The following is a 24,580-nucleotide window of genomic DNA, read 5'->3' on the forward strand; positions in this document are numbered from 1 at the left end:
AGCAGTTGGATTCTCAGCGTAGTTAATAATAGAAAAAATACCAAGGATAAAAGAAAAGGCAGTAAAGAGGAAACACCAAGTACCGATAACAAAACCAAGTTTAGGATTATTCACAAACTTGTATTCGGCATTTTTGTATGTTTTCCAAGCACGATTGAGCATCATATAGGCAAGGAATACCCAGAGGTAACGCATTGGCATTACGATCGAATTGAGGTTGGTCATCCATTTTACAAGTCCGTCAATTTCCTGAATACCAAAAATTGGAAGGATGATGATAAGGCTAACGAGGACACCTGTAAGAAGGTAGCCGTTAATGAGGACACCTTTTTCAGTACGTTTGCGAAGCCAGCTTGGGATGTAGTTTTCATCAGCGTTATTGAGAAGGATTTGTAATGGTGCGTCAATGGAGAAGGCAAGTGCTGCGATTTGTCCGACCATGTTTGTAAGAGCATAGATTACGACAAAGAGGTTTCCAACGCCCCAAGAATTTCCTAGCATTTGGAAGGCTTGATAAGCACCATTACGCATGAGATCTTCAGGGATGTTATTGCCATCAAATAGCATTCCCATTGCAACTGATCCGAGGATAGCAGAGAGACCAACCATGATGGCCATGACAATCATACCTTTTGGAAATTCTTTTGCAGGGTTGCGAGTTTGATTCACATAAGGGGAAATTTTTTCACAACCCCCAACTGCAAAGACTAGTAGTGAGATTGTTGTAAAATAAGAAAAATCAAAGTTTGGAATATAGGTGCTTAGTTGATCCATGTGTGGTGTCGCAAACTGAATATCTGGCTTGATGAAAGGCAGACCGACAGCCAAAAGCACGAAGAGTAAAGACATAACCAACATAGCACTTCCTGCTAAGCTACCAATGACTTTTAGAGTTGCCAATCCCTTTGTAGAAAGGTAGAGGAAAAGTCCAAAGATTAGCAAGCAGAGAATAACGATCCAGTGGATGTCGATTTGTTTAAGGAATTGTCCGTTACCTTGCAAGGCCCAACCAAGCGGAATTAGAATTCCTTGAGGTTTTTGTGCGAGATAAGGGATATGCACAACCCAGTAGGTCCAAGCAGCAAAGTAGGCGAGACGTTTGGTTGATGTTTTTTCAACCCAGTCACTAACACCGCTTCCGCTCTCCTTGAAGGTAGAACCTAGTTGTCCGACGATAAGTGAATATGGGATAAAGTAGAGTGCGAGGATTAAAACCCAAGATACGACGACTGAAATTCCCTGTTGAGAATAGTTGTTGACGACGTTTCCGAGCCCCCAAACCATGTTGAAAGCAATCAGAGAAACCATCAGCCAATTAAGTTGGTGTTGATCTTTTTTCATAATGTCTCCTTTTCTTATAATTTCAGTATATCATGATTTTTTGAAAGCGCCTAACAAAATTTGAAATTTACTATAAAAAATGTAGGGGGATTTATCAGATGGAGTTTGTACTTGAGGAAAAGTTATACACAATCTGTGGATAACTTTGTGAAATAAAAAATTGTTTTCCAAATGTTAGTTTAGAAAAAAGAGATAGAATGTGTGAGTTGGGTACTAAGCTAGTCGGTTATAAAGACTGATAGAACAGTCTATTGAGGGTGTTTTACTTTAGAATGTCAAAAAAATGGTTGAGAGGAATCGTTTGAAAATACATGAAATTGATTTGAAAGTTGATTGAAAGTTATGCACAATCTGTGGATAACTTTGTGGAAGATTTACTATAAATCAGAAAATCCCCTTGTACATGACAAGGGGATTTGATCGATTAGCGATTTGGTAACCAGCTGAGGGTAAAGTCGAGAGATTGAGCATCAAGCAAATCTTGGTGACTAATACTCTGAACTTCTTTTCCGTCAAGATGACAGTCTTGTACAAAGTGGAAGTGTTCATGATTTTGTTGCGTACGAATATCAAGCCATTTCTTTTCTTGAGCTAGATTGACACGAAGGTGGTCAAAGAGTGGAATCCCAAGGTCATAGCTTGCTTTCCCTGGGCAGGTCGGGTAAAGTCCAAGGGCAGACCAGACATACCAGGCAGATAGACTACCGTTATCCTCATCGCCTGGATAAGCATCCCAACCAGCTCGAAAGGCTTTTTGACGGAGAGTCTTGATTAGGAGACTGGTATATTGGGGGTAATTACTATAACGGAAAAGATAAGGGATGTGAAAGCTTGGTTGGTTTGAAATGGCTAGTTGACCAAATGGTGCTGTTGCCATTTCGCTCATCTCGTGAATTTCATATCCATAGCCTGTCGTTTCAAAGAGAGGGAGACTTTGACAAGCTTTTAAAAGATAGTTACTAAAGGCTTCTTTTCCACCCATTAGTTGGCTAAGTCCAGAAATGTCATGTAAGACACCTAGACTGGCTTGAATAGCTGAACATTCGGCGTAATCTCGTCCCCAACTATAGGGAGAAAAGTCAGGACGGAAGTTGCCATCTACATCACGCGCCCTCATGTAACCCGTCTCAGAGTCAAATAGATTCTGATAGTTTTTAGAATATTGAGCATAGGCTTGAGCTAGCTCTTCTTGACCTAATTTTGCTGCGCAGGTAGAGATGCAAAAATCACTGTAAGCATAGTCCAGTGTATGACTGACACTTTCATGGAAGTCCGTGGATAGGTATCCTAGCTTTTGGTATTGGGCCAGGCCGTGTCGTCCGTTGATAGCTTTTGGGTCTGCCTTGGTCGCAGTTTTGATCATGGCTTTGAGAAATTCTTCCTCAAACTCAGGTGCCATATCCTTGCAGGCACTATCTGCAAGAAGGCCATCAATCAAAGTCCCAGGCATCATTCCTCTTTCGTCAGGAGCCAGCCACTTAGGGAGATATCCAGTATCTCGATAGCTATTGAGGAAGCCTTCAAGAAACTGACGATAGTGCTCTGGAATAATCAAGGCAAAGAGTGGGAATGAAGTGCGGAAGGTATCCCAGAAACCATTGTTGGTATAGAGTAGGCCAGGTTTGATCGTTCCTGAAGCAAGGTCAATATGAATATTCTCGCCTTGCTCATTTACCTCATAGAAGGTTTGCGGGAAGAGAAAGAGTCTGTATAGACAATGATCAAAAAATGTTCGGTCTACAGAGCCGGTTTCCACGACATCAAAACGACCTAGAAGGTCTTCCCAACTTGCTTTAGCCTCTGACTTCGTTTCTTCAAAATCTTGTTTAGGAAGATTAAAGAGGGCTTGTTTTTTGGAAATAAATGAAGTGGCTAGTTGAACTTGAGCTTCCGCTCCAGCCAAGTCAATACGCCAGTCTTGCCCCACTTGATTGATAGATAAAATATCCTTAGAGGATGCGAGAGCAGTATACATGACGAGGGGACTTTTATTGGTTTCGGTTTCACCTTCTTGTCTCAGGGCCAGAGTTCGCTTATCGACTTGTTCAACTGTCAGTTCATCTGCTGCGTGAAGATAGAGGGAGAGTTCTTTTCCCTGTGTCTGTCTTAGTTGAATAGAAGCCCCGTAGCAAGTAGGACTTAGCTGCGTTTCAATCTGATAACGCTCAGAAAAAATCTTTAAAAAATGAGGATTAAAAATAGCACGATCAAGGTTATAGGAGGACTGACGATGAAAGAGAGTATCGCCGCTGATTTCTCCTGTAATTGGTGTCAGCAAGAGCCAGGAGTAATCGCCAATCCAAGGGCTAGGTTGGTGGGTTAGTCGAATACCCTGAAAGATAGGAAGATGGGAATCAAAGAACCAAGATCCTTCCTGGTCACTAGTTTGGAGGACAAAATAATTCATGCCAAAAGGAACACCTGTGTAGGGTAGGGTGTTTCCTCGCGAAAAAGCGTGTTTACTGGCTGTTCCAAAACGCGTATCAATGGTTTCAAGTATGGGTTTCATAGAAGTTCCTTCAGTAGTTTTCTACATTATATCAGAAAAAGGAGACTTTTAGAAAGCGACTTCAAAATATAACAATTTTGTAGAATAATGACTAACATTTGTGTATATATTTTCTGGACTAAAAGCTATATACTGAAAATGAAAATCTGTTTGAAAGAGGCAAAATAGTTTATGGTTTATTCAAAAGAAATTGTTAGAGAGTGGCTAGATGAGGTAGCAGAGCGTACTAAAGATCATCCTGAATGGGTAGATATTTTTGAACGTTGCTACACAGACACCTTGGACAATACAGTTGAGATCTTGGAAGACGGCTCAACTTTTGTACTGACAGGCGATATCCCAGCTATGTGGCTTCGTGACTCAACTGCTCAGCTTAGACCTTATCTTCATGTGGCTAAAAGAGACCCTCGTTTGCGTCAGACCATTGCTGGTTTGGTCAAACGACAGATGACTTTGATTCTCAAGGATCCCTATGCCAACTCCTTCAACATTGAAGAGAACTGGAAAGGCCACCACGAGACAGACCATACAGACCTCAATGGCTGGATTTGGGAGCGCAAATATGAAGTGGATTCGCTTTGCTACCCCTTGCAGTTGGCTTATCTTCTCTGGAAAGAAACTGGAGAAACTAGCCAATTTGATGAAACCTTTGTTACAGCGACTAAGGAAATCCTTCATCTCTGGACCGTTGAGCAAGACCACAAGAATTCACCGTATCGCTTCGTCCGTGATACCGATCGCAAGGAAGATACCTTGGTAAATGACGGCTTTGGTCCCGACTTTGCCGTGACTGGGATGACTTGGTCAGCCTTTCGTCCAAGTGATGACTGCTGTCAGTATAGCTATTTGATTCCTTCAAATATGTTCGCAGTAGTTGTTTTGGGTTATGTTCAGGAAATCTTTGCAGAATTGAATCTAGCTGATAGTGAAAGTATTATTGCTGATGCTAAGCGTCTCCAGGCGGAGATTCAGGAAGGAATCGAAAATTATGCCTACACAACAAACAGCAAGGGCGAGAAAATTTATGCCTTTGAGGTAGATGGTTTAGGAAATGCTAGCATCATGGATGATCCAAACGTACCAAGCTTATTAGCCGCTCCGTATCTGGGTTACTGTGATGTTAACGATGAAGTCTATCAAGCAACCCGTCGTACCATTCTGAGTCCTGAAAATCCATATTTCTACCAAGGAGAGTACGCAAGTGGACTCGGAAGTTCACATACCTTCTACCGCTATATCTGGCCGATTGCCCTTTCTATCCAAGGATTGACAACGACGGATAAGGCAGAGAAGAAATTCTTGCTGGATCAGCTGGTTGCTTGCGATGGTGGAACAGGTGTGATGCACGAAAGTTTCCACGTAGACGATCCGACTCTCTACTCACGCGAATGGTTCTCATGGGCTAACATGATGTTCTGCGAATTGGTCTTGGATTACCTAGATATTCGCTAATGAGCTTTCGCTCGACAGATTCTTGTACAGAATCACAAATATATTTTTAAATTTAAGTTAGAATGAGGTTTTACTCATGGAAAATGTTGTTGTACATATCATCTCTCACAGTCACTGGGATCGTGAGTGGTATCTACCTTTTGAAAGTCACCGTATGCAGTTGGTGGAACTTTTTGACAATCTTTTTGATCTTTTTGAAAATGACCCTGAATTCAAGAGTTTCCACTTGGATGGCCAAACCATCGTCCTTGATGACTACTTAGAAATTCGTCCTGAAAACCGTGACAAGGTTCAGCGCTATATCGACGAAGGCAAGCTCAAGATTGGTCCTTTCTATATCTTGCAGGATGATTACTTGATTTCAAGTGAAGCTAACGTCCGCAATACCTTGATTGGACAAGCTGAATGTGCTAAATGGGGCAAATCTACTCAAATTGGTTACTTCCCAGACACCTTTGGAAATATGGGGCAGGCTCCTCAAATTCTTCAAAAATCAGGTATTCACGTAGCAGCCTTTGGTCGCGGTGTCAAGCCAATCGGATTTGACAATCAAGTCCTCGAAGATGAACAGTTTACCTCTCAATTTTCTGAGATGTACTGGCAAGGTGCGGATGGAAGTCGTGTCCTCGGTATTCTCTTTGCTAACTGGTACAGTAACGGGAATGAAATTCCAGTGGATAAAGACGAGGCTTTGACTTTCTGGAAGCAAAAATTAGCAGACGTTCGTGACTATGCATCGACCAACCAATGGTTGATGATGAACGGCTGTGACCACCAGCCTGTTCAGAGAAATCTGAGCGAAGCCATTCGTGTGGCAAACGAACTCTTCCCTGACGTGACCTTTATTCATAGCTCATTTGACGAATATGTCCAAGCACTGGAAAGTGCCCTTCCTGAACAATTATCAACGGTCACAGGTGAGTTGACCAGTCAGGAAACGGATGGTTGGTATACTCTTGCTAACACCTCTTCTTCCCGTATTTACCTCAAACAAGCCTTCCAAGAAAATAGCAACTTGTTAGAGCAGGTCGTGGAACCATTAACCATTATCACTGGTGGACATAACCACAAAGATCAATTGACCTATGCATGGAAAGTGCTCTTGCAAAATGCACCGCACGATAGTATCTGTGGTTGTAGTATTGACGAAGTTCACCGTGAAATGGAAACTCGTTTTGCCAAGGTCAATCAGGTTGGAAACTTTGTCAAGACTAACCTTCTCAATGAGTGGAAACATAAAATAGCAACTCAGGAAGCGCAAAGCGACCACCTCTTTACCGTTGTCAACACAGCTTTACATGACAAGGTTGATACAGTTAGTGTTGTAGTGGATGTTGTGACTTGTGATTTTAAAGAATTGCATCCGACTGAAGGTTACAAGAAGATGGCAGCCGTGACCTTGCCAGATTACCATGTTGAAGATTTGGATGGCCATGTCCTTGAAGCCAAGATTGAAGACTTGGGAGCAAGTTTTGGCTATACTCTGCCTAAAGATAAATTCCGTCAACCCTATATTGCACGCCAAGTGCGCGTGACAATCCCAGTCCACCTTGCTCCGCTTTCTTGGGCAAGCTTCCAATTAGTTGAAGGCCAAGTAGAATACAGAGATGGTATTTACCAAAATGGAGTCATTGATACCCCATTCGTAACTGTCAGTGTAGATGAAGGAATTACAGTCTACGACAAGACTACTAACGAAGCCTACGAAGATTTCATCCAATTCGAGGACCGTGGAGATATTGGTAACGAGTACATTTACTTCCAGCCAAAAGGAACTGAGCCAATCTACGCTCAACTGAAAGGCTATGAAGTCTTAGAAAACAATGCTCGCTATGCTAAGGTTTTGCTCAAACATGACTTGACCATTCCAGTTAGCGCAGATGAAAAATTGGATGCTGAACAAAGAGGTATCATCGAGTTCATGAAACGAGATGCAGGTCGTTCAGAAGAGTTGACAACCATTCCTCTTGAAACAGAAATGACTGTCTTTGTGGACAATCCACAGATTCGCTTCAAGACTCGCTTTACCAATACAGCCAAAGACCACCGCATCCGTCTCTTGGTAAAAACTCATAATACTCGACCAAGTAACGATTCTGAAAGCATCTATGAAGTTGTGACAAGACCAAATAAACCAGCAGCTTCTTGGGAAAATCCTGAAAATCCACAACACCAACAAGCCTTTGTTAGCTTGTATGATGATGTAAAAGGGGTGACAGTAGCCAATAAAGGATTGCACGAATACGAAATCCTTGGAGACGACACCATGGCTGTAACCCTTCTCCGTGCTTCAGGTGAGCTAGGTGACTGGGGCTACTTCCCAACACCAGAAGCCCAGTGCTTGCGCGATATCGAAGTTGAGTTTGCAGTAGAATGCCATCAAGCAGGCGAACGTTTCTCAGCCTTCCGTCGTGCCAAAGCCTTCCAGGTGCCATTTACAGCCCTTCAAGTTGCAAAACAAGAGGGTAGTGTTGCTACAACAGGTAGTCTCTTCAACCATGCAGCCCTCAACTTGCCACAAGTCTGTCCAACAGCCTTTAAAGTTGCTGAAAATGAAGAAGGATACGTCCTTCGTTACTATAATATGAGTCAAGAAAATGTCCGCGTGTCGGACAAACAACAAACTATTCTTGATTTGCTGGAACGCCCATATCCAGTTCATTCAGGACTATTGGCACCACAGGAAATTCGTACAGAATTGATTAAAAAAGAAGAAATTTAATTTCAAAAAGAAAACATAAACAGAAAGGAGGAGCGAAAAAGTAAGAACCAACTGCTGATTCGCTCCTTTTTACAGGTGAAAGAAATGACACTTGCAACCATTGATATTGGAGGGACTGGGATTAAGTTTGCCAGTCTAACTCCTGATGGAAAGATTTTAGATAAGGCCAGCACACCAACTCCAGAGACTTTGGAAGAGTTGCTAGCTTGGTTGGACCAACGTTTGTCTGAACAGGACTATCGTGGGATTGCTATGAGTGTACCAGGTGCAGTCAATCAAGAAACAGGTGTGATTGAGGGGATTAGTGCCATTCCTTACATTCATGGTTTTTCTTGGTACGAGGCTCTTTCTCATCACCAGCTACCTGTTCATCTAGAAAATGATGCTAACTGTGTTGGACTTAGTGAACTGCTAGCTCATCCTGAGATTGAAAATGCAGCCTGTGTCGTGATTGGTACAGGAATCGGTGGGGCTATGATCATCAATGGCAAGCTACACCGTGGTCGCCATGGTTTGGGCGGTGAGTTTGGCTACATGACCACCATCGAACCAGCAGAAAAACTCAACAACTGGTCGCAACTCGCTTCTACAGGAAACATGGTTCGTTATGTGATTGAAAAATCAGGTCAGTCTGACTGGGATGGGCGTAGGATTTACCAAGAGGCTGCGGCAGGAAATGCCCTCTGCCAAGAAGCTATTGAGCGTATGAATCGCAATCTAGCTCAAGGCCTGCTCAATATCCAGTACCTAATCGACCCAGATGTCATTAGCCTAGGTGGCTCTATCAGTCAGAACCCTGATTTTATTAAGGGTGTGCAAAAAGCAGTAGACTCCTTTGTGGAAAGATATGAAGAATATACAATTGCTCCAGTCATTCAAGCTTGCACCTATCACGCAGATGCCAATCTCTACGGTGCCCTTGTCAACTGGTTACAGGAGGAAAACCAATGGTAATTTTTACAGGACTTAGTTCCAAACAAGCACAAGCTATTGAAGTATTAAAAAGTCACATTTCTCTATCAGATGTAGAGGTGGCAGTCGCTCAGTCTGACCAAGCTTCTATCTCTATCAAGGGTGAGAAGGGGCAGTATCAACTGACCTACCGTAAACCTCATCAACTCTACCGTGCTTTATCTGTGCTAGCAACAGCTTTAGCAGAAGGGGACAAGGTAGAGATTGAAGAGCAGGCGGCCTATGAAGATTTAGCCTATATGGCGGACTGTTCAAGAAATGCAGTGCTTAATGTTGCCTCTGCCAAACAGATGATTGAAGTCTTGGCTCTCATGGGGTACTCAACTTTTGAGCTCTACATGGAAGACACCTATCAGATTGAGGGGCAGCCTTACTTTGGCTATTTCCGTGGGGCATACTCAGCTGAAGAGTTACAGGAAATTGAAGCCTACGCCCAGCAGTTTGACATGACTTTTGTCCCCTGCATCCAAACCTTGGCTCACTTATCAGCCTTTGTCAAATGGGGTGTCAAGGAAGTGCAGCAACTCCGCGATGTAGAAGATATCCTCCTCATCGGTGAAGAAAAAGTCTACGACCTGATTGACGGTATGTTTGCGACGTTATCTAAACTACAAACTCGCAAGGTCAACATCGGGATGGATGAAGCCCACTTGGTTGGTTTGGGACGCTACCTTATCTTGAACGGTATTGTGGACCGTAGCCTCCTCATGTGTCAACACTTGGAGCGCGTGCTGGATATTGCAGACAAGTACGGTTTCCACTGCCAGATGTGGAGCGATATGTTCTTCAAGCTCATGTCAGCAGATGGCCAGTACGACCGTGATGTGGAAATTCCAGAGGAAACACGAGTTTATCTAGACCGTCTCAAAGACCGTGTGACCTTGGTTTACTGGGATTATTATCAGGATAGCGAAGAAAAATACAATCGTAACTTCAGTAACCACCACAAGATTAGCCAGGATATTGCCTTTGCAGGTGGTGCTTGGAAGTGGATTGGTTTCACACCACACAACCATTTCAGCCGTCTCATCGCTCTTGAAGCAAACAAAGCCTGCCGTGCCAATCAGATCAAAGAAGTCATCGTGACTGGATGGGGAGACAATGGTGGCGAAACAGCCCAGTTCTCAATCCTACCAAGCTTGCAAATCTGGGCAGAACTCAGCTATCGCAATGATTTAGAGCGTCTATCTGCCCACTTCAAGACCAATACAGGTCTATCCGTTGAGGATTTCATGCAACTTGATCTTGCCAATCTCTTGCCAGATCTACCAAATAATCTCAGTGGCATCAATCCCAACCGATATGTCTTTTACCAGGATATTCTTTGCCCAATTCTTGATCAGCACATGACACCTGAACAAGACAATCCGCACTTTGCCCAGGCAGCTGTGACTCTTGCTGCTATCAAAGAAAAAGCAGGTACCTACGCTTATCTTTTCGAAACTCAGGCCCAGTTGAATGCTATTTTAAGTGGCAAGGTTGATGTGGGACGACGCATTCGTCAAGCCTATCAAGCAGATGATAAAGAAAGCTTGCAACAAATTGCTAGGGAAGAATTACCAAAATTAAGAAGCCAGGTTGAAACCTTCCACAAGCTCTTTAGCCAGCAATGGTTGAAAGAAAACAAGGTCTTTGGTTTGGATACGGTCGATATCCGCATGGGTGGACTCTTGCAACGGATTAAGCGAGCAGAAAGCCGTATTGAAGATTATCTAGCTGGTTCTATCTCACGTATCGACGAACTAGAAGTAGAGATCCTGCCATTTACTGACTTTTACGCAGACAAGGACTTCGCAGCCACGACAGCCAACCAATGGCATACGATTGCAACAGCTTCGACCATTTATACGACCTAGGGGTTAGAGTACCCTGTTAGGAGCAAGGTGTTTCTCGTGAAACATTCTTCTTATAGAAAAAATTCTCCACATAAAATAATTTGTGGAGTTTTTTCTATAATTAGTAGTTTAAACTATCCTAAAAATAAGAGTATACTATTTTTGTAAACGTTATCAAATCTAAAAAATGTGAGATTATTAAGTTTTAGAAAAATAAAAAGGGAGGAAATTATGAACAAGTTTTCAAAAACTTTGAGAGATAATTGGATTTTTCTCTTAATGGTTTTACCAGGGACATTATGGTTGATTTTATTCTTCTATATCCCAGTATTTGGAAATGTGGTTGCCTTCAAAGACTACCATATGACTGGTGAAGGATTCGTTCACAGTATTATAAATAGTAAATGGGTCGGACTAGATAACTTTAAATTCTTGTTTAGTTCCAAAGATGCCTTTGTCATTACTCGAAACACTGTCCTTTATAACCTTGGATTTATCTTTATCGGTTTGATCGTGTCAGTTGGTATCGCTATTATCCTTAGTGAACTTCGCTCTAAGCAAATGGTTAAAATCTACCAAACATCTATGTTATTCCCTTACTTCCTATCTTGGGTTATCATCAGTTTCTTTACAGATGCTTTCCTAAATATCGATAAAGGGCTTATTAACCACACCTTAGAAGCTCTTGGCATGAAGGGGATTAACTTCTACGCTGACATCAGTATCTGGCCTTATCTTCTCCTCTTCCTAGGAATTTGGAAAGGCTTTGGATACAGTAGTGTTATGTACTATGCAACAATCATGGGTATTGATCCAACCTACTACGAAGCAGCGACAGTGGACGGTGCTAGCAAATGGCAACGTATCCGCAACGTAACCATCCCTCAGTTAACACCACTTGTGACAGTATTGACCATCCTTGCAGTCGGAAACATCTTCCGTGCAGACTTCGGTCTCTTCTACCAAATCCCTCACAATGCTGGTCAGCTCTATAGCGTAACAAACGTATTGGACGTCTACGTCTTTAACGGTTTGACTCAGACAGCAGATATCGGTATGGCATCAGCAGCCGGTCTCTATCAGTCAGTCGTCGGTTTGATTCTGGTTATTCTATCAAACTTACTTGCAAGACGTGTTGATCCTAACTCGGCACTATTCTAGAAAGGAGGAGCATATGGCAAAAAAAATTCAAAAAGAAAAAATTGATAATGTTGGCATACACTCCTTCAGCAAAAAGGCAGATATCTTCTTTAGTATCATATCTGGTTTGCTGGCCTTCTCTTGTATCTTGCCTTTCATCTTTGTCATCATTATCTCAGTTACAGATGAGAAGAGTATCGTTCAATATGGATATAGCTTCTTCCCATCACAGTTTGGATTAGATGGTTTTGAGTTTTTGGCTCAGTTCAAAGATAAGATTTTACAAGCACTCTTTATCTCAGTGTTTGTGACAGTTGTCGGTACATTGACAAACGTCTTTATCACTACAACTTATGCCTATGCCATCTCGCGTTCAACATTTAAGTATCGTAAATTCTTTACAATCTTCGCTCTTCTTAGTATGTTGTTCAACGCTGGTTTGGTACCAGGCTATATCGTGGTGACACAATTGCTTCACCTTGGTGATACCATTTGGGCCTTGATTGTTCCAATGCTTCTATCACCATTCAACATCATGTTGATGCGTTCTTTCTTCAAGAAAACCATCCCAGAAGCAATCCTCGAATCAGCTCGTATCGATGGAGCTAGTGAAGCTCGTATCTTCTTCCAAATCTGTTTGCCACTGTCATTACCAGGTATCGCAACGATCACACTATTGACAGCGCTTGGCTTCTGGAATGACTGGTTTAACGCCCTTCTTTACATCAAGAGTGATAACTTGTATCCGTTGCAATATTTGCTCATGCAAATCCAGAACAACATGGATTACATTGCTAAGTCAGTTGGTATGTCAGGACAGCTTGCAGTTGCCCTACCAAAAGAAACAGGTCGTATGGCTATGGTCGTAGTTGCGACTGTTCCGATTGCGATCCTCTACCCATTCTTCCAACGCTACTTTGTAAAAGGTTTGACTATCGGTGGTGTTAAAGAGTAAGGATATTTAAGAAACAATGTTTCTTTTCTAACTCTGATTTTTCTGGCAAAGGAAAATCAAGAATCTAATTTTGTTAATAACTTTAAAAATAAAAAAAGGAGTTTTTATAATGAAAAACTGGAAAAAATATGCTTTTGCATCTGCTAGCCTTGTCGCTTTAGCTGCTAGCCTTGCAGCTTGTGGAAACCTTAAAGGAAACAACCAAAAAGCTGCTGAATCATCATCATCAGGTGATAAGACTGTTATCAAAATGTATCAAATCGGTGACAAACCAGATAACTTGGATGAATTGCTAGAAAATGCAAACAAAATCATCGGAGAAAAAGTTGGCGCTAAATTGGATATCCAATACCTTGGTTGGGGTGACTACAGCAAGAAAATGTCAGTTATTACTTCATCAGGTGAAAACTATGATATCGCCTTTGCAGATAACTATGTCGTAAACGCTCAAAAAGGTGCTTATGCTGACTTGACAGAATTGTACAAGAAAGAAGGAGCTGACCTTTACAAAGCACTTGACCCAGCTTACATCAAAGGTAATACTGTAAACGGTAAGATTTATTCTGTTCCAGTTGCAGCCAACGTTGCATCTTCACAAAACTTTGCCTTCAACGGCCCACTTCTTGAAAAATATGGAATTGATATCTCAGGTGTAACTTCATACGAAACACTTGAACCAGTATTGAAACAAATCAAAGAAAAAGCTCCAGATGTAATGCCATTTGCTGTTGGTAAAAACTTTATTCCATCAGAAAACTTTGACTACCCAGTTGCAAACGGACTTCCATTCGTCATCGATCTTGAAGGCGACACTACTAAGATCGTAAACCGTTACGAAGTTCCTCGTTTCGTAGAACACTTGAAGACTCTTCACAAATTCTATGAAGCAGGATACATTCCAAAAGACGTAGCAACAAGCGAAACTTCATATGACCTTACTCAAGATACTTGGTTTGCTCGCGAAGAAACAGTAGGACCAGCTGACTACGGTAGCAGCTTGCTTTCTCGTGTAGCTAACAGAGACATCCAAATCAAACCATTTACTAACTTCATCAAGAAAAACCAAACAACTCAAGTTGCTAACTTTGTAATCTCAAACAACTCTAAGAACAAAGAAAAAGCAATGGAAGTATTGAACCTCTTGAACACTAACCCAGAACTCTTGAACGGACTTGTTTATGGACCAGAAGGCAAGAACTGGGAAAAAGTTGCAGGTAAAGAAAACCGTGTTAAAGTCCTTGACGGATACAAAGGAAACACTCACATGTCAGGATGGAACACTGGTAACAACTGGATCCTTTACATCAACGAAAACGTTACAGATGAACAAATTGCACAATCTAAGAAAGACTTGGAAACTGCAAAAGAATCTCCAGCGCTTGGATTCATCTTTAACACTGACAACGTGAAATCTGAAATCTCAGCTATCACTAACACTATGCAACAATTCGATACAGCTATCAACACTGGTACTGTAGACCCAGAAAAAGCTATTCCAGAATTGATGGAAAAACTTAAATCTGAAGGTGCTTACCAAAAAGTATTGGATGAAATGCAAAAACAATACGACGAATTCTTGAAAAACAAAAAATCTTAAGATAGATTGATTTCGTGTATTCATTCCTAAAAAGAGCGATCACTGCCTTGTCTGGTTTTTCCAGATGAGGTGGTGATTCTTTTTAAAGTATTTACATATAATTATTTGTATTCAAAATCATATATTTACTCTTACATATAACGTTGGACGCAGACACATGAAAAAATACCATCTACTCTTTAAAATCAGTGCAATCTTATCTTACTTATTTTTCATATATGGACTCTCTCAGCTAACACTTGTGGTCCAAAATTACTGGCAATTTTCTTCTCAGATTGGGAATTTTTTCTGGATTAAAAATCTTATCAGTCTTGTCTTTATTGGCCTCATGATTTGGATACTAGTCAAGACAGGCCATGGATATCTTTTTGTTATTCCAAAGAAAAAATGGCTATGGTATACAGTTTTGACGGTTTTCGTAACTGTACTTTGCATATCTTTTAATTTTCAAACGGCAAGACATGTACAGTCAACCTCTGAAGGCTGGGCTGTACTAATCGGCTATAGTGGGACAAATTTTGCTGAGTTGGGGCTCTACCTGACCTTATTTTTCCTAGGTCCTCTGATGGAAGAGTTGATTTATAGGGGGTTGTTCCAACACGCCTTCTTTAAAGATTCGAAGCTTGGACTTGACCTGATTCTTCCTTCGGTTTTGTTTGCTCTTCCTCACTTTTCTAGCTTTCCAAATTTCTTAGATATTCTTGTTTTTTCGACATTTGGAGTATGTTGTGCTGGATTAACTCGTTATACCAAGAGTATCTATCCTAGCTATGCAGTCCATGTGATTAATAATATTGTAGCAACCTTACCATTTTTGTTAACCTTTCTTCATCGAATATTTAGTTAAAACAAGATCTGAAAATGGTCTTGTTTTCAATTTTCAGTCAAATAAATTGCATTCGCTTTCTTGGGGGAGTATACTGGTATAGTTGAATGAAAAATTCTGATAATTTAATCTTAGAAAAGAGAATCAATCTTATGTCAAAAGATATTCGTGTCTTACTTTACTATAAATATGTTCCAATCGAGAACGCGGAACAATTTGCTGCAGACCACTTGGCTTTCTGTAAATCAATCGGCCTCAAAGGTCGTATCCTAGTCGCTGACGAAGGGATCAACGGAACCGTTTCTGGAGACTACGAAACAACGCAAAAATACATGGACTACGTTCACAGCCTTCCAGGTATGGAAGACCTCTGGTTCAAGATTGACGAAGAAAGTGAGCAAGCCTTCAAGAAAATGTTTGTTCGCTACAAGAAAGAGATTGTCCACCTTGGTTTAGAGGATGATAACTTTGACAATGACATCGACCCACTTGAAACAACAGGTGCTTACTTGTCTCCAAAAGAATTCAAAGAAGCTCTTCTAGACGAAGATACAGTTGTCCTTGATACTCGTAATAACTACGAGTACGATCTTGGACATTTCCGTGGAGCTATTCGTCCGGATATCCGCAATTTCCGTGAATTACCACAATGGGTTCGTGATAACAAGGAAAAATTCATGGACAAGCGCGTCGTTGTTTACTGTACTGGTGGAGTCCGTTGTGAGAAATTCTCTGGTTGGATGGTTCGTGAAGGCTATAAAGACGTGGGTCAATTGCATGGAGGAATCGCGACTTACGGGAAAGACCCAGAAGTTCAAGGCGAACTTTGGGATGGAAAAATGTATGTCTTTGACGAGCGTATCGCAGTCGATGTCAACCATGTCAATCCAACCATTGTAGGGAAGGATTGGTTTGATGGAACACCATGTGAACGCTATGTCAACTGTGGAAATCCATTTTGTAACCGTCGTATCTTGGCATCAGAAGACAACGAAGATAAATATCTCCGTGGTTGCTCACACGAGTGCCGTGTTCACCCACGTAATCGCTATGTTTTAGAACATGAATTGACGCAAGACCAAGTTATCGAGCGTTTAGCAGCGATTGGTGAGAACCTAGATCATTCTGAAGTTGTATAATAGTATCAACAGTCCTGATGGGCTGTTTTTCTATGCTTTTGACTAAAAAATCTTAAATTTGTTTCTGCATCTTTCAGGAAAATGGTGTATACTATATGTAAACGATTTCAAAGGAGACCATTTATGGTGAAAACATTTTTTATTCCAAATAAACAAAGTATTTTAGGACAACAGGAGATTCTAACAGCTAAGTCAGTCTTGGCCCTAGTAGATGGCTTAGAGTCACATAGTTATGATGCTGTCTATCTTCGTCAACCCCTCAATCGCCTTGAGTATATCGAGTGTGGAATCGTAGGTAAGTCTCAATTTCTCTTTAAAGTTCGTTATGTAGATGCTCAAAAAGGCTATCAAGTGATCATTCCTGACTTAATTACAAGAGCTGACTGGGAAATTGTAGAAGCTCTCTTGCAAGCCTTGTCTAGCAAGGTTGGTGAATCTGTTGAAGGTTTGGCAGACTTTGATTTGGAAAACTATTTCCAAGAAACGGTTAAGAACTATCTAGCTGATAAGGCTGCTCGTTTAGGTTTCTGTCAGGGTATTCTATCAACTATTTACTTTGATAAGAAGGATTTGGAAAGTTTCCTAGAAGAAGATGGACTGGCACGTTTTGAAGAATTAGTTAAGAGGGTTCAAGGGTCAGATGCTTATCCTGCAAGTGCTAAATTCTACCCAGATAGTGAGGGTAAGGTTCATGGAATCTACCACCTGGCTCAAGGAGTAAAGACTATTTTGCCAAAAGGTCCTGTTGTTCCTGTGCCTTATGTTGAGCAGTTGGTAGGAAAAGAGCTTGTCTGGGAGATTGACCTGGTAAAAATCTCTGGAGATGGTTCTAAGCCTGAAGACTATGAAGCTGTAGCTAGACTGGATTACCAAGCCTTTTTAGAAGTTCTTCCAAAGGAACTTTGTCAGGATTTGGATGCCAACCAAGTAGAGGTAGGACCAGTTTCAGGAGAGGATTTTGAAGCTTTAGCAAATAGATAAATAAGGAATCTGTGACAAAAGTTTCTATAAAGTTAAAAAGCGAACAAGATTAGTTTTCTGATTATCAGAATTCTGTCTTGTTCGCTTTTTTGTTTCTAAAATTTTATAGTAATGATCCTCTAAAGCTAATATCTTTCTATCTCGCTACCTTTATCTTACATAAAAGCTAGGATTCGTAAATATTCAAAAACCAGAGTCATTTCCGCTAGGAAGAAGAGAAATAGGATACCACCGTTAACTAGAAATGCTAAGAGAAGGCGATAGAAGGAGTCAGTTTGGCTATCTTTACTTGGTCTTGAGATGGTATAGAGGTTGGCAAGAAGTACCAGACCAATGCTAATGAGGCAAAGAAGAGCCGCAAAACGTAGACTATTAAAGAAGGCAAAGAAACTCGCGATACCCGTGAGCAGGATAGGAAGGGCGAAGAGTCTGCTGTACTCTTGCAAGGCTTTTTCCAGTGTCCAGTCATTATCCTGATTGACAAAACGTTTAACCACGAATCCACCCATAAGGATAGAAAAGAAGAATAAGCTTGTCGCTACCAAGATGGAGAAGATAGAAAAGAGATTCAGTGAAGGGAACTGCTCGACGGCATGAGAGTTGATAGCCGCCATATGGCCGTAGTAGTCATGCTTGATATGATAAATCGCACAGAAGAAACTAAGAGCAGAAAAGATAGTCAGCAGGGCAAAGGCATTATAACTATGTTTTTTATCTGTATCAATGCTTGTTGTCGGTTCTTTAAGGGCACCTTGTAGCCAAAACCAAAGATCAGCCAGTTCTTCTTTGAATACTGCGAATAGTGCTGTTTTGGCAGATACAGAATCTGGTAAAAACGGGCTTTCCAAAGATTGACTTTTCTGAGAAGCTTCTTTAACAGGTTCTTCTGACTCGTCTATCTTTTCTGATTTTTCAGCGAGCTCTTCAGTCTCTACAGTTTCCTCACTAGTTTTCTTATCTTCTGGATTGGCTTGAGGATTTTCCTCAACTACTGGCGCCTCTTCTCTTGTCTCTGCATCTTCTTCAAGGAGAACTGAGTCGGATGGGCTATCTTTTTTATCATTGTTGGCTGTTTTTTCGAAATCAGCACTTTCAAACCATTCTTGAGTCATAATAGACCTCCCTTTTTTGATTAATTTTTGAGTAGTAACTACTAGTTGTCTTTATTCATGATTTCTATAAGAAAGCAAGCGATCTTATTATGGGAAATAGATACTTTGATTCGATTTTGCGACGAGGAGATCTTGCGTATCTTTTTTTTCTGTTTTGTAAGGGTTCGCTAATGCTTCACCTTTACTACCTCCCGTAGGTATGTCACGTCTGTCTCGATGCCAACGATAGATATCACCATGTTCAGCAGAAAATTCAAGATTGATTCGATCAAGTTCCTTTTGAGATAACTCGAGAGAGATATCTTTTCTTGCCTCTAATTCCACTCGACCATGCACTTGGATATCGTCTGCCTTGATATGTTCATGATCTGCTTGGATGCGGCTATCTGTTAGACTGGTTTCAAATACATTGACAATTCCAACTGTGGTTAGTTGGCTATTTTTAATCTCGCTATCAGTGATACGAAGGAGATATCCATTTGACAGAATCTTGGCATTGCTGAGTTTTGCATTAGCAATTGAAAGGATACGATGGTTTACCTGGGCAGTTAGATTTTTTAAGTCTTTTCCTCTTGGTAATGAGAGAACAACTTCATCATTGCGACTAGAAATTCCGCTTGCGATATAGAGAATACCCTCGATACTAGAACCTATAGAGCGACGTGTAGTTGACTTGGTGTCAGTTATTTCAAGACTTTTCTCTTTGATAGAGTGTTGAAGATTTTCTTTTTCAGAGATGGTTGGATGATACTGGATGTGAATCTTATCATCGTTTGACTCCGTAATGACGAGCGAATGTTCTGTTAGTGAGATGTTAAGTTTTTCAATATCTTGATCAAAAACGAGCTCTTCCATTCGACTTTCAAATACTGGATTTTGAGACATTGCAAGGAGGCTTCTGACACCATCTGTTTGGATACCGATGATCATCATGGAAAACCCAATGATACTGGTGACAACACCAAAGATAAGAAATCCTTTTGTCCATTTACGCATGTCTTTCACCTCTCTTTCCTCTATTAAGAATCCATTGGATGAGTCGAAGGACTAGTAATCCAAAGAAACGTGTTACGTAAGAAGTGGCTAGTAAGACTAGGGATGAAGCTCCGATCGCCAGTAAACCACCACCAAAAATCAGCACAAAAGCAGATGTAGATTCAGCCAGAATGTAGAAGCTTTCAAATAGGAGGACAGCTCCGAGAACCATCCCAGCTGCTGAAACAGCAAAGAAGGCAATAAGTACGCTGACAGCGGCGATAAAAATCCCGATGATAGCCATGAGAAGACCAATTCCGACCGGAATTCCGATAGGCGCTGCAAGAAGGGCTAGTAGAGCGATGCGTAAAATATGGCGGTCGTTCTTGCTGGAATTTTCTTCGTTGATTTTCTTATCAAGAAGTGTAGTCAGGACATCATGGGCAGCTTCTTTTGGACTTCCCAGGCTAGCGATAAGCTCCTCCTCACCTTCTGGCCCAGCATCATCAAAGAGTTCTTTGAAGTAGTCCATGGCTTCGATACGATCAGATTGAGGCAGCTTCATCAGATAGGCTTCAAGCTGATTTAAATATTCAGTTCTTGTCATGGCGAATGCTCCCTTCTATGATGCCGTTGATAGTGTCAGTGTAGAGTGTCCATTCTTCTCGAAGGACAAAGAGTTGCTCCTCTCCGATTTCTGTCAAGGAGTAGTATTTGCGCATCCGACCTTGGTATTCGCGAGAGTATGTAGTCAGATAGCGGTTGGTATCCAGTTTTTTCAAGATGGGGTAGAGGGTAGATTCCTTGATTTTGGCAATGAGTTTAATGGTTTGGCTAATCTCATAACCATAGGAATCCCCTTGTTCTAGGATGGCCAAGATGAGAAATTCAATCAAAGCCGCTGATGTTGGAAAATACATGGGGCACCTCCTTTTTTAGTATGTAAAAATTTTATATATAATTATTCTACACATACATCATACATCTATTTGTAAGCCCTGTCAAGCAATATGTGTAAAATTTTTATATATAAAAAATCTCCTAGTAAAAACTAGAAGATTGGAGGATGTTTTGCATTACTTTGAGGCAATGCTTATCTACAATCCTCATCATAAATGGGCGGAAGATAAAAATACTTGTCTTCAATCTTGATTCTAGCACAGAGGATGCCGTTTTGATAGACATATCCGTTAAATGGAGGATAGCTATCCAAGTTTTTTAGGATATTCTCAGGCAAAGAACTAAAATTGTAATCCCTCAGAGTCCCAGAACCAATCAATCTTTCAGTCCGATAAGCCTTGATTTCTTTTTCATATTTTTTGAGAAATGCTTCTCGTTTGCTTTCAAAGAGAGCCAAATCTCCGTCATCTAACTCGTAATAGCGTTCGGTTCGTAACCAGCAATCCAAGAAATATAAACACAAAGTAAAGATTTTTCTATATCTGGAGAGTAGCCAATTGTAAAGTAATTTTCTTTGTCGACCTGCCGATTTTCTACTGTGATAGTCTGTATAAAGTTAGTCATGATAATCTCCGTTTCAAGAATGAACTAGAAAGGCTTCTCATTTAAAAATCTTTTAGCTCATCAAAGATTTCTATAAATTTTTCTTTTTCCATCCCTAAATTTTCAGGTAGTAAATCTAAGATCTCGACCAGGGCACCAAAGATATCCTCTCTCTCGATTGTTTCAATAAAACAGTTACGCTTGTCCATTTTATTGAAACCTTGAGTATACTCTCTTATAAGGACTTCTATGTGTTTCATAGTATCCTCGTTGGGGTTTTCTAAAAGCTTTCTAACACTTGCTCTAGTCTTTCTATATAGAGAGGCTGCTTTTTTTGCGTTTGCGGTTGAAATATTCTCTTGTCCATCCCATGAGCGAAATGGGTTGTCTAGGTTTTGGGCTAGCCATTCAGCTTTTCTTGGTTTTGTTATCCAAAGGTTCAGTCCCTTGTCTTGCTGTTTTTTATAATATTTTTTGGCTACTTTAGCGGCCTCTTCTGGTAAGCTGCTCATCCAAAACATGTTTAATCGAGGTAAATCTTCTGGTTTGGGAATATCCTCTGCAGTAAAGCCAAACAAATCAACAGTTGAAAAATTGACTAACTCTTTTAACTCTGACAATTTGTGGAAATTAAGAATATTACCAGGTTTTCCCCACAATCTTAATTCCCTAAGCCTTGGATAGTTATTCAAGATTTGTGCAAAGTCTATTTCAAGGATGTTCGAACAATGGATGGCTCCTAAATCTTTTAATCCCAGCACCTTAGGTAGAGAACGATCAAGTTGTAATCGTAAGCTGGCTCCATGGTCCTTCACAAGTATCTGACAATTGTTGCTCATGTCTCCTAATAAGACTAGCTCCTCCAAATCATCATTCAATCTAAGTTCCTCTACGCCTGTCAAATCAATGGAAAGCCGATGTATGGATGTCTTAGAAAAATCCAGTTTTGTTTGTCCATGATTTTCAAGAACTAGTTCTGTAATAAAAGGAGTTGACTGTAAATATTCATATAAATTTTTGTGCCATCTCGTTAATGCCAACTTAGATAAACAAGGAAAGACCTTTAATTCTAATGCGTCTTCAAAAGGCGTCCACTCGTCATTGATATTGTGTTTAGAAATACGGCACTCATTTCCTGCAAATGAAACTTTTTCCTTGCTTTTATCTGCTTTCTTAAATAAATCTCTTTTTTCTTTTGGTATTTCTTGCCATTTCAGTTGCCTATAAATATCGTAACCATTTCCCCAAAACATAGCATATGTGTTTGTGCTTTCAGTTGTTAATGGTGTTGTATTACCAATAAAAATATAATGTGACGGTACATGAATATCAACATTACTAAGCTGTAAGTTTCTTTCCCAGTACATAAAATCTATATAGAGTGGCTTCAAAGAAGATAGTTCTTCTTCTCTAAGAGGTTGTTCTCCTGACCAGTCTAATGATAGTAGGACAGCCTGTGGCTTTTTCTCCCCCTCTTCTATCTTGGTTATCTGACAAGCTATGTATTTTTTAAGATGGAAATTGTAAACACAATAGACGTCCCCTGCTTTTGCTAGCATACAAATTTCTCCTTACATGATTCAATGGTCCTTGGTAATCGAGATTTTTTATCTAATCAAAATTTCATAATGGTGTTAAAACAATCATAAATGCAGACGTTTATAATTTCTACTTTAGCATCGCTTCAACTATCAATTCCCAAAGTAATAACCTTTTATGTACCCAAACAGTGCTACTCCTAATAAATTGTAACCGGAGTTTTCCTAGCTTTATTATACCATTTTTGTGCGTAGGAACAGCAGTATGCTTGGTAAATCTATACTTTTGAAAATGTTGTGAAGATACAAAAAAACCAGACTCAGTCTGGCTTTCATATCATTTGGCTTTTAGGTAAATTCTCTTAGATTTTATGAGTGTTATTTAGAATAGAGAATAGGAGTGTATCTATCTGAATTTTATCGTAGATTTTTTATAATCAATATTTCCATCCAATAGTTTTAGTAAAGGAGTTACATACTCAGGATTCGGAAACTTGGGACCGAAAATAACTTCACCGATTTGAATTGAATTTTTTCGTTCTACATAAAGTTTACCTACTCCAGAGGTTTTATCAATTTTTATTTCCTTATTGCTAGGGTCTAGGTTGGCATAGCGTAAGATACGAAGTTCATTTTCATATTTGTAATCGACAGATTTAAATAAGTAGCGAATTTCTTCGATACATTCAGAAATAGCATTTTGATAGTTCTCCTCCTTAACTTTTGAACCACTATCTAGTTTTTTCTTTAAACTATTCAACATTTTTGCTAAATCTTCTATTTCGGACTTACTAAATAGTTCGGTTTGTTCAAGTTCTATATCTTCATCTATATCTTTATCTTTATCTATATTTTTAACATAGGCTATTCTATAGAGATAATCACTATTCCCTTTTGGTACATTCTCTTTTTTTTCAGATTTCGATCTTTTTTCTTCATCTTTAATAGCTATAGTTGGTTTAATATTATTTAATTCATTTGGTGAGCTTTTTAAATCGTACGATAGAGTAGATTCTATCGTATTCACTGTCTCTACTATGGGGATGGCCTCTTTACGCCACGAAACATCATTGAAGGAAGTAAATCTAGAAAAATCATCTTCACGAAGTACTAGACAAACACCTTTGGCATCATCACCATACTGGGACCACATAGCTAGATCATCCGTTTTGCTAGTAAAACTCATTAAAAACCATGAGCTTGGTTCTAAGATATCTCGTCTATCTAAACCTAATATCTTTTCTATGACGATTCCTTCTTCAGGATCATTCATATAATTAGCATTATACAAGCGAGTTTTCCCAGATACCGAAAAAGTATTTTTCTTCTTTTCATTCTCCTCTTGATCTAACATAACTTGTAGAGTACTCCCTTTGGTATAATGACCAAATTGAAGCTCCTTATTATCTTCTTTCAAACCAAGTTTAAATTTGATTTCTTGAACGATCCTATAGATATCTATTAGTTGATTGAGTTTATCTTTATCTTTAACCTCTTTATAGTATTCAATCCAACCATTTAAAATATCATATTTTGTATTTAAAACTAGTTTACGATCTGAACCAAGTTTAAGGTTTAAAGCACGAATTAGTAGTTCTCTGTCTGTGTCGATATTAGAATTTAAACACAGCTTATCTAAAATTTTTGTGAGACTAGTAGTTGGAATCTTATCTGTATCCAATTTTATAGCAGGGTTGTTTTGTAACATATCCACTAGAATATTAAATATTTCAACGCTAGAAACATTTTTTAAGATATCTAATATTTTATTAACTATATCCTCGATATCATCTTGCAGATTTGAAAGATTGACTAGAGTCTTAGCATAGCGTAATGCAATGTCTTCAGAATACTTGAAGAGTTCAAAAATTTGTTCGATTTTATTGATAGTATTCAGTAATTCTTCGCCCTCTTCTTGGTCAACAGACGAATTGAACAGAACCATAGTATAACGTAAGGCAATATCTTCAGAATGCTTGAAGA

General features: G+C 39.9%; 19 protein-coding genes. 10 read left to right on the top strand and 9 right to left on the bottom strand.

Features of this window, described 5'->3' with window-relative positions:
* The coding region (locus HMPREF2619_RS01595) for an APC family permease (protein WP_070458528.1) at nt 1–1,341 on the bottom strand (1,341 nt) is incomplete at its 3' end.
* A gap of 424 nt (nt 1,342–1,765) precedes the next feature.
* A complete protein-coding gene (locus tag HMPREF2619_RS01600; protein WP_070458531.1) occupies nt 1,766–3,850 on the bottom strand; it encodes a GH92 family glycosyl hydrolase in 2,085 nt (694 codons plus the stop codon).
* A gap of 171 nt (nt 3,851–4,021) precedes the next feature.
* Here HMPREF2619_RS01600 and HMPREF2619_RS01605 point away from each other — a divergent pair, with 171 nt between their 5' ends.
* From HMPREF2619_RS01605 to HMPREF2619_RS01650, 10 genes are all read left to right on the top strand, one after another.
* Nucleotides 4,022–5,302, top strand: coding sequence for a glycoside hydrolase family 125 protein (locus HMPREF2619_RS01605; protein WP_070458535.1), 1,281 nt, complete (start codon nt 4,022–4,024; stop codon nt 5,300–5,302).
* 76 nt (nt 5,303–5,378) lie between these two features.
* Nucleotides 5,379–8,024 carry an alpha-mannosidase gene (locus HMPREF2619_RS01610; RefSeq protein ID WP_070458539.1) on the top strand — a complete coding sequence of 882 codons (2,646 nt, stop codon included), beginning with the start codon at nt 5,379–5,381 and terminating at the stop codon, nt 8,022–8,024.
* Nucleotides 8,025–8,108: 84 nt separating this feature from the next.
* Nucleotides 8,109–8,978, top strand: coding sequence for an ROK family protein (locus HMPREF2619_RS01615; protein ID WP_070458542.1), 870 nt, complete (start codon nt 8,109–8,111; stop codon nt 8,976–8,978).
* Nucleotides 8,972–10,852 carry a beta-N-acetylhexosaminidase gene (locus HMPREF2619_RS01620; protein ID WP_070458546.1) on the top strand — a complete coding sequence of 627 codons (1,881 nt, stop codon included), beginning with the start codon at nt 8,972–8,974 and terminating at the stop codon, nt 10,850–10,852. Before HMPREF2619_RS01615 ends, HMPREF2619_RS01620 begins: the two co-directional genes overlap by 7 nt.
* Nucleotides 10,853–11,062: 210 nt before the next feature.
* Nucleotides 11,063–11,992, top strand: a complete 930-nt coding sequence (locus HMPREF2619_RS01625; RefSeq protein WP_049530327.1) for an ABC transporter permease — start codon at nt 11,063–11,065, stop codon at nt 11,990–11,992.
* A gap of 13 nt (nt 11,993–12,005) precedes the next feature.
* On the top strand, nt 12,006–12,926 hold the full coding sequence (locus tag HMPREF2619_RS01630) for a carbohydrate ABC transporter permease (RefSeq protein WP_006149055.1): 921 nt from the start codon (nt 12,006–12,008) through the stop codon (nt 12,924–12,926).
* Between the two features lie 109 nt (nt 12,927–13,035).
* Nucleotides 13,036–14,523 carry an ABC transporter substrate-binding protein gene (locus HMPREF2619_RS01635; RefSeq protein WP_000800381.1) on the top strand — a complete coding sequence of 496 codons (1,488 nt, stop codon included), beginning with the start codon at nt 13,036–13,038 and terminating at the stop codon, nt 14,521–14,523.
* A gap of 157 nt (nt 14,524–14,680) precedes the next feature.
* On the top strand, nt 14,681–15,370 hold the full coding sequence (locus tag HMPREF2619_RS01640) for a CPBP family intramembrane glutamic endopeptidase (protein WP_060956332.1): 690 nt from the start codon (nt 14,681–14,683) through the stop codon (nt 15,368–15,370).
* Nucleotides 15,371–15,501: 131 nt separating this feature from the next.
* Nucleotides 15,502–16,488, top strand: a complete 987-nt coding sequence (locus HMPREF2619_RS01645; protein WP_070458549.1) for an oxygen-dependent tRNA uridine(34) hydroxylase TrhO — start codon at nt 15,502–15,504, stop codon at nt 16,486–16,488.
* Nucleotides 16,489–16,611: 123 nt separating this feature from the next.
* Entirely contained in the window at nt 16,612–17,469 is an 858-nt protein-coding gene (locus HMPREF2619_RS01650) for a DUF4299 family protein (RefSeq protein ID WP_070458551.1), read from the top strand.
* 155 nt (nt 17,470–17,624) lie between these two features.
* On the opposite strand, the gene HMPREF2619_RS01655 is transcribed toward HMPREF2619_RS01650, so the two are convergent.
* From HMPREF2619_RS01655 to HMPREF2619_RS11330, 7 genes are all read right to left on the bottom strand, one after another.
* Nucleotides 17,625–18,581, bottom strand: a complete 957-nt coding sequence (locus HMPREF2619_RS01655) for a DUF6574 domain-containing protein (protein WP_070458554.1) — start codon at nt 18,579–18,581, stop codon at nt 17,625–17,627.
* An 87-nt stretch (nt 18,582–18,668) separates the two neighbouring features.
* Nucleotides 18,669–19,577: a DUF4097 family beta strand repeat-containing protein gene (locus HMPREF2619_RS01660; protein WP_070458557.1), complete on the bottom strand. Its 909-nt coding sequence runs from the start codon at nt 19,575–19,577 to the stop codon at nt 18,669–18,671.
* The gene (locus HMPREF2619_RS01665; RefSeq protein WP_070458560.1) at nt 19,570–20,163 is read right to left on the bottom strand and encodes a DUF1700 domain-containing protein; all 594 of its coding nucleotides are present in this window, start codon (nt 20,161–20,163) and stop codon (nt 19,570–19,572) included. Before HMPREF2619_RS01665 ends, HMPREF2619_RS01660 begins: the two co-directional genes overlap by 8 nt.
* Nucleotides 20,150–20,476 carry a PadR family transcriptional regulator gene (locus HMPREF2619_RS01670; RefSeq protein WP_006149048.1) on the bottom strand — a complete coding sequence of 109 codons (327 nt, stop codon included), beginning with the start codon at nt 20,474–20,476 and terminating at the stop codon, nt 20,150–20,152. The genes HMPREF2619_RS01665 and HMPREF2619_RS01670 overlap by 14 nt, the downstream gene beginning before the upstream one ends.
* Before the next feature lie 173 nt (nt 20,477–20,649).
* Nucleotides 20,650–20,979, bottom strand: a complete 330-nt coding sequence (locus HMPREF2619_RS01675; RefSeq protein WP_261673710.1) for a hypothetical protein — start codon at nt 20,977–20,979, stop codon at nt 20,650–20,652.
* A gap of 142 nt (nt 20,980–21,121) precedes the next feature.
* Entirely contained in the window at nt 21,122–22,618 is a 1,497-nt protein-coding gene (locus tag HMPREF2619_RS01680; protein ID WP_070458564.1) for a gliding motility protein, read from the bottom strand.
* 385 nt (nt 22,619–23,003) lie between these two features.
* A partial coding sequence (locus HMPREF2619_RS11330) for a flagellar brake protein (RefSeq protein WP_222563151.1) occupies nt 23,004–24,580 on the bottom strand: 1,577 nt, incomplete at its 5' end.

It is taken from the genome of Streptococcus sp. HMSC074B11, assembly GCF_001808705.1.
Taxonomy (GTDB): Bacteria; Bacillota; Bacilli; order Lactobacillales; family Streptococcaceae; genus Streptococcus.

Coding starts and splice junctions, on each gene's coding strand:
- HMPREF2619_RS01600 (WP_070458531.1), bottom strand. CDS start 3,850: ATGAAACCCATACTTGAAACCATTGATACGCGTTTTGGAACAGCCAGT.
- HMPREF2619_RS01605 (WP_070458535.1), top strand. CDS start 4,022: ATGGTTTATTCAAAAGAAATTGTTAGAGAGTGGCTAGATGAGGTAGCA.
- HMPREF2619_RS01610 (WP_070458539.1), top strand. CDS start 5,379: ATGGAAAATGTTGTTGTACATATCATCTCTCACAGTCACTGGGATCGT.
- HMPREF2619_RS01615 (WP_070458542.1), top strand. CDS start 8,109: ATGACACTTGCAACCATTGATATTGGAGGGACTGGGATTAAGTTTGCC.
- HMPREF2619_RS01620 (WP_070458546.1), top strand. CDS start 8,972: ATGGTAATTTTTACAGGACTTAGTTCCAAACAAGCACAAGCTATTGAA.
- HMPREF2619_RS01625 (WP_049530327.1), top strand. CDS start 11,063: ATGAACAAGTTTTCAAAAACTTTGAGAGATAATTGGATTTTTCTCTTA.
- HMPREF2619_RS01630 (WP_006149055.1), top strand. CDS start 12,006: ATGGCAAAAAAAATTCAAAAAGAAAAAATTGATAATGTTGGCATACAC.
- HMPREF2619_RS01635 (WP_000800381.1), top strand. CDS start 13,036: ATGAAAAACTGGAAAAAATATGCTTTTGCATCTGCTAGCCTTGTCGCT.
- HMPREF2619_RS01640 (WP_060956332.1), top strand. CDS start 14,681: ATGAAAAAATACCATCTACTCTTTAAAATCAGTGCAATCTTATCTTAC.
- HMPREF2619_RS01645 (WP_070458549.1), top strand. CDS start 15,502: ATGTCAAAAGATATTCGTGTCTTACTTTACTATAAATATGTTCCAATC.
- HMPREF2619_RS01650 (WP_070458551.1), top strand. CDS start 16,612: ATGGTGAAAACATTTTTTATTCCAAATAAACAAAGTATTTTAGGACAA.
- HMPREF2619_RS01655 (WP_070458554.1), bottom strand. CDS start 18,581: ATGACTCAAGAATGGTTTGAAAGTGCTGATTTCGAAAAAACAGCCAAC.
- HMPREF2619_RS01660 (WP_070458557.1), bottom strand. CDS start 19,577: ATGCGTAAATGGACAAAAGGATTTCTTATCTTTGGTGTTGTCACCAGT.
- HMPREF2619_RS01665 (WP_070458560.1), bottom strand. CDS start 20,163: ATGACAAGAACTGAATATTTAAATCAGCTTGAAGCCTATCTGATGAAG.
- HMPREF2619_RS01670 (WP_006149048.1), bottom strand. CDS start 20,476: ATGTATTTTCCAACATCAGCGGCTTTGATTGAATTTCTCATCTTGGCC.
- HMPREF2619_RS01680 (WP_070458564.1), bottom strand. CDS start 22,618: ATGCTAGCAAAAGCAGGGGACGTCTATTGTGTTTACAATTTCCATCTT.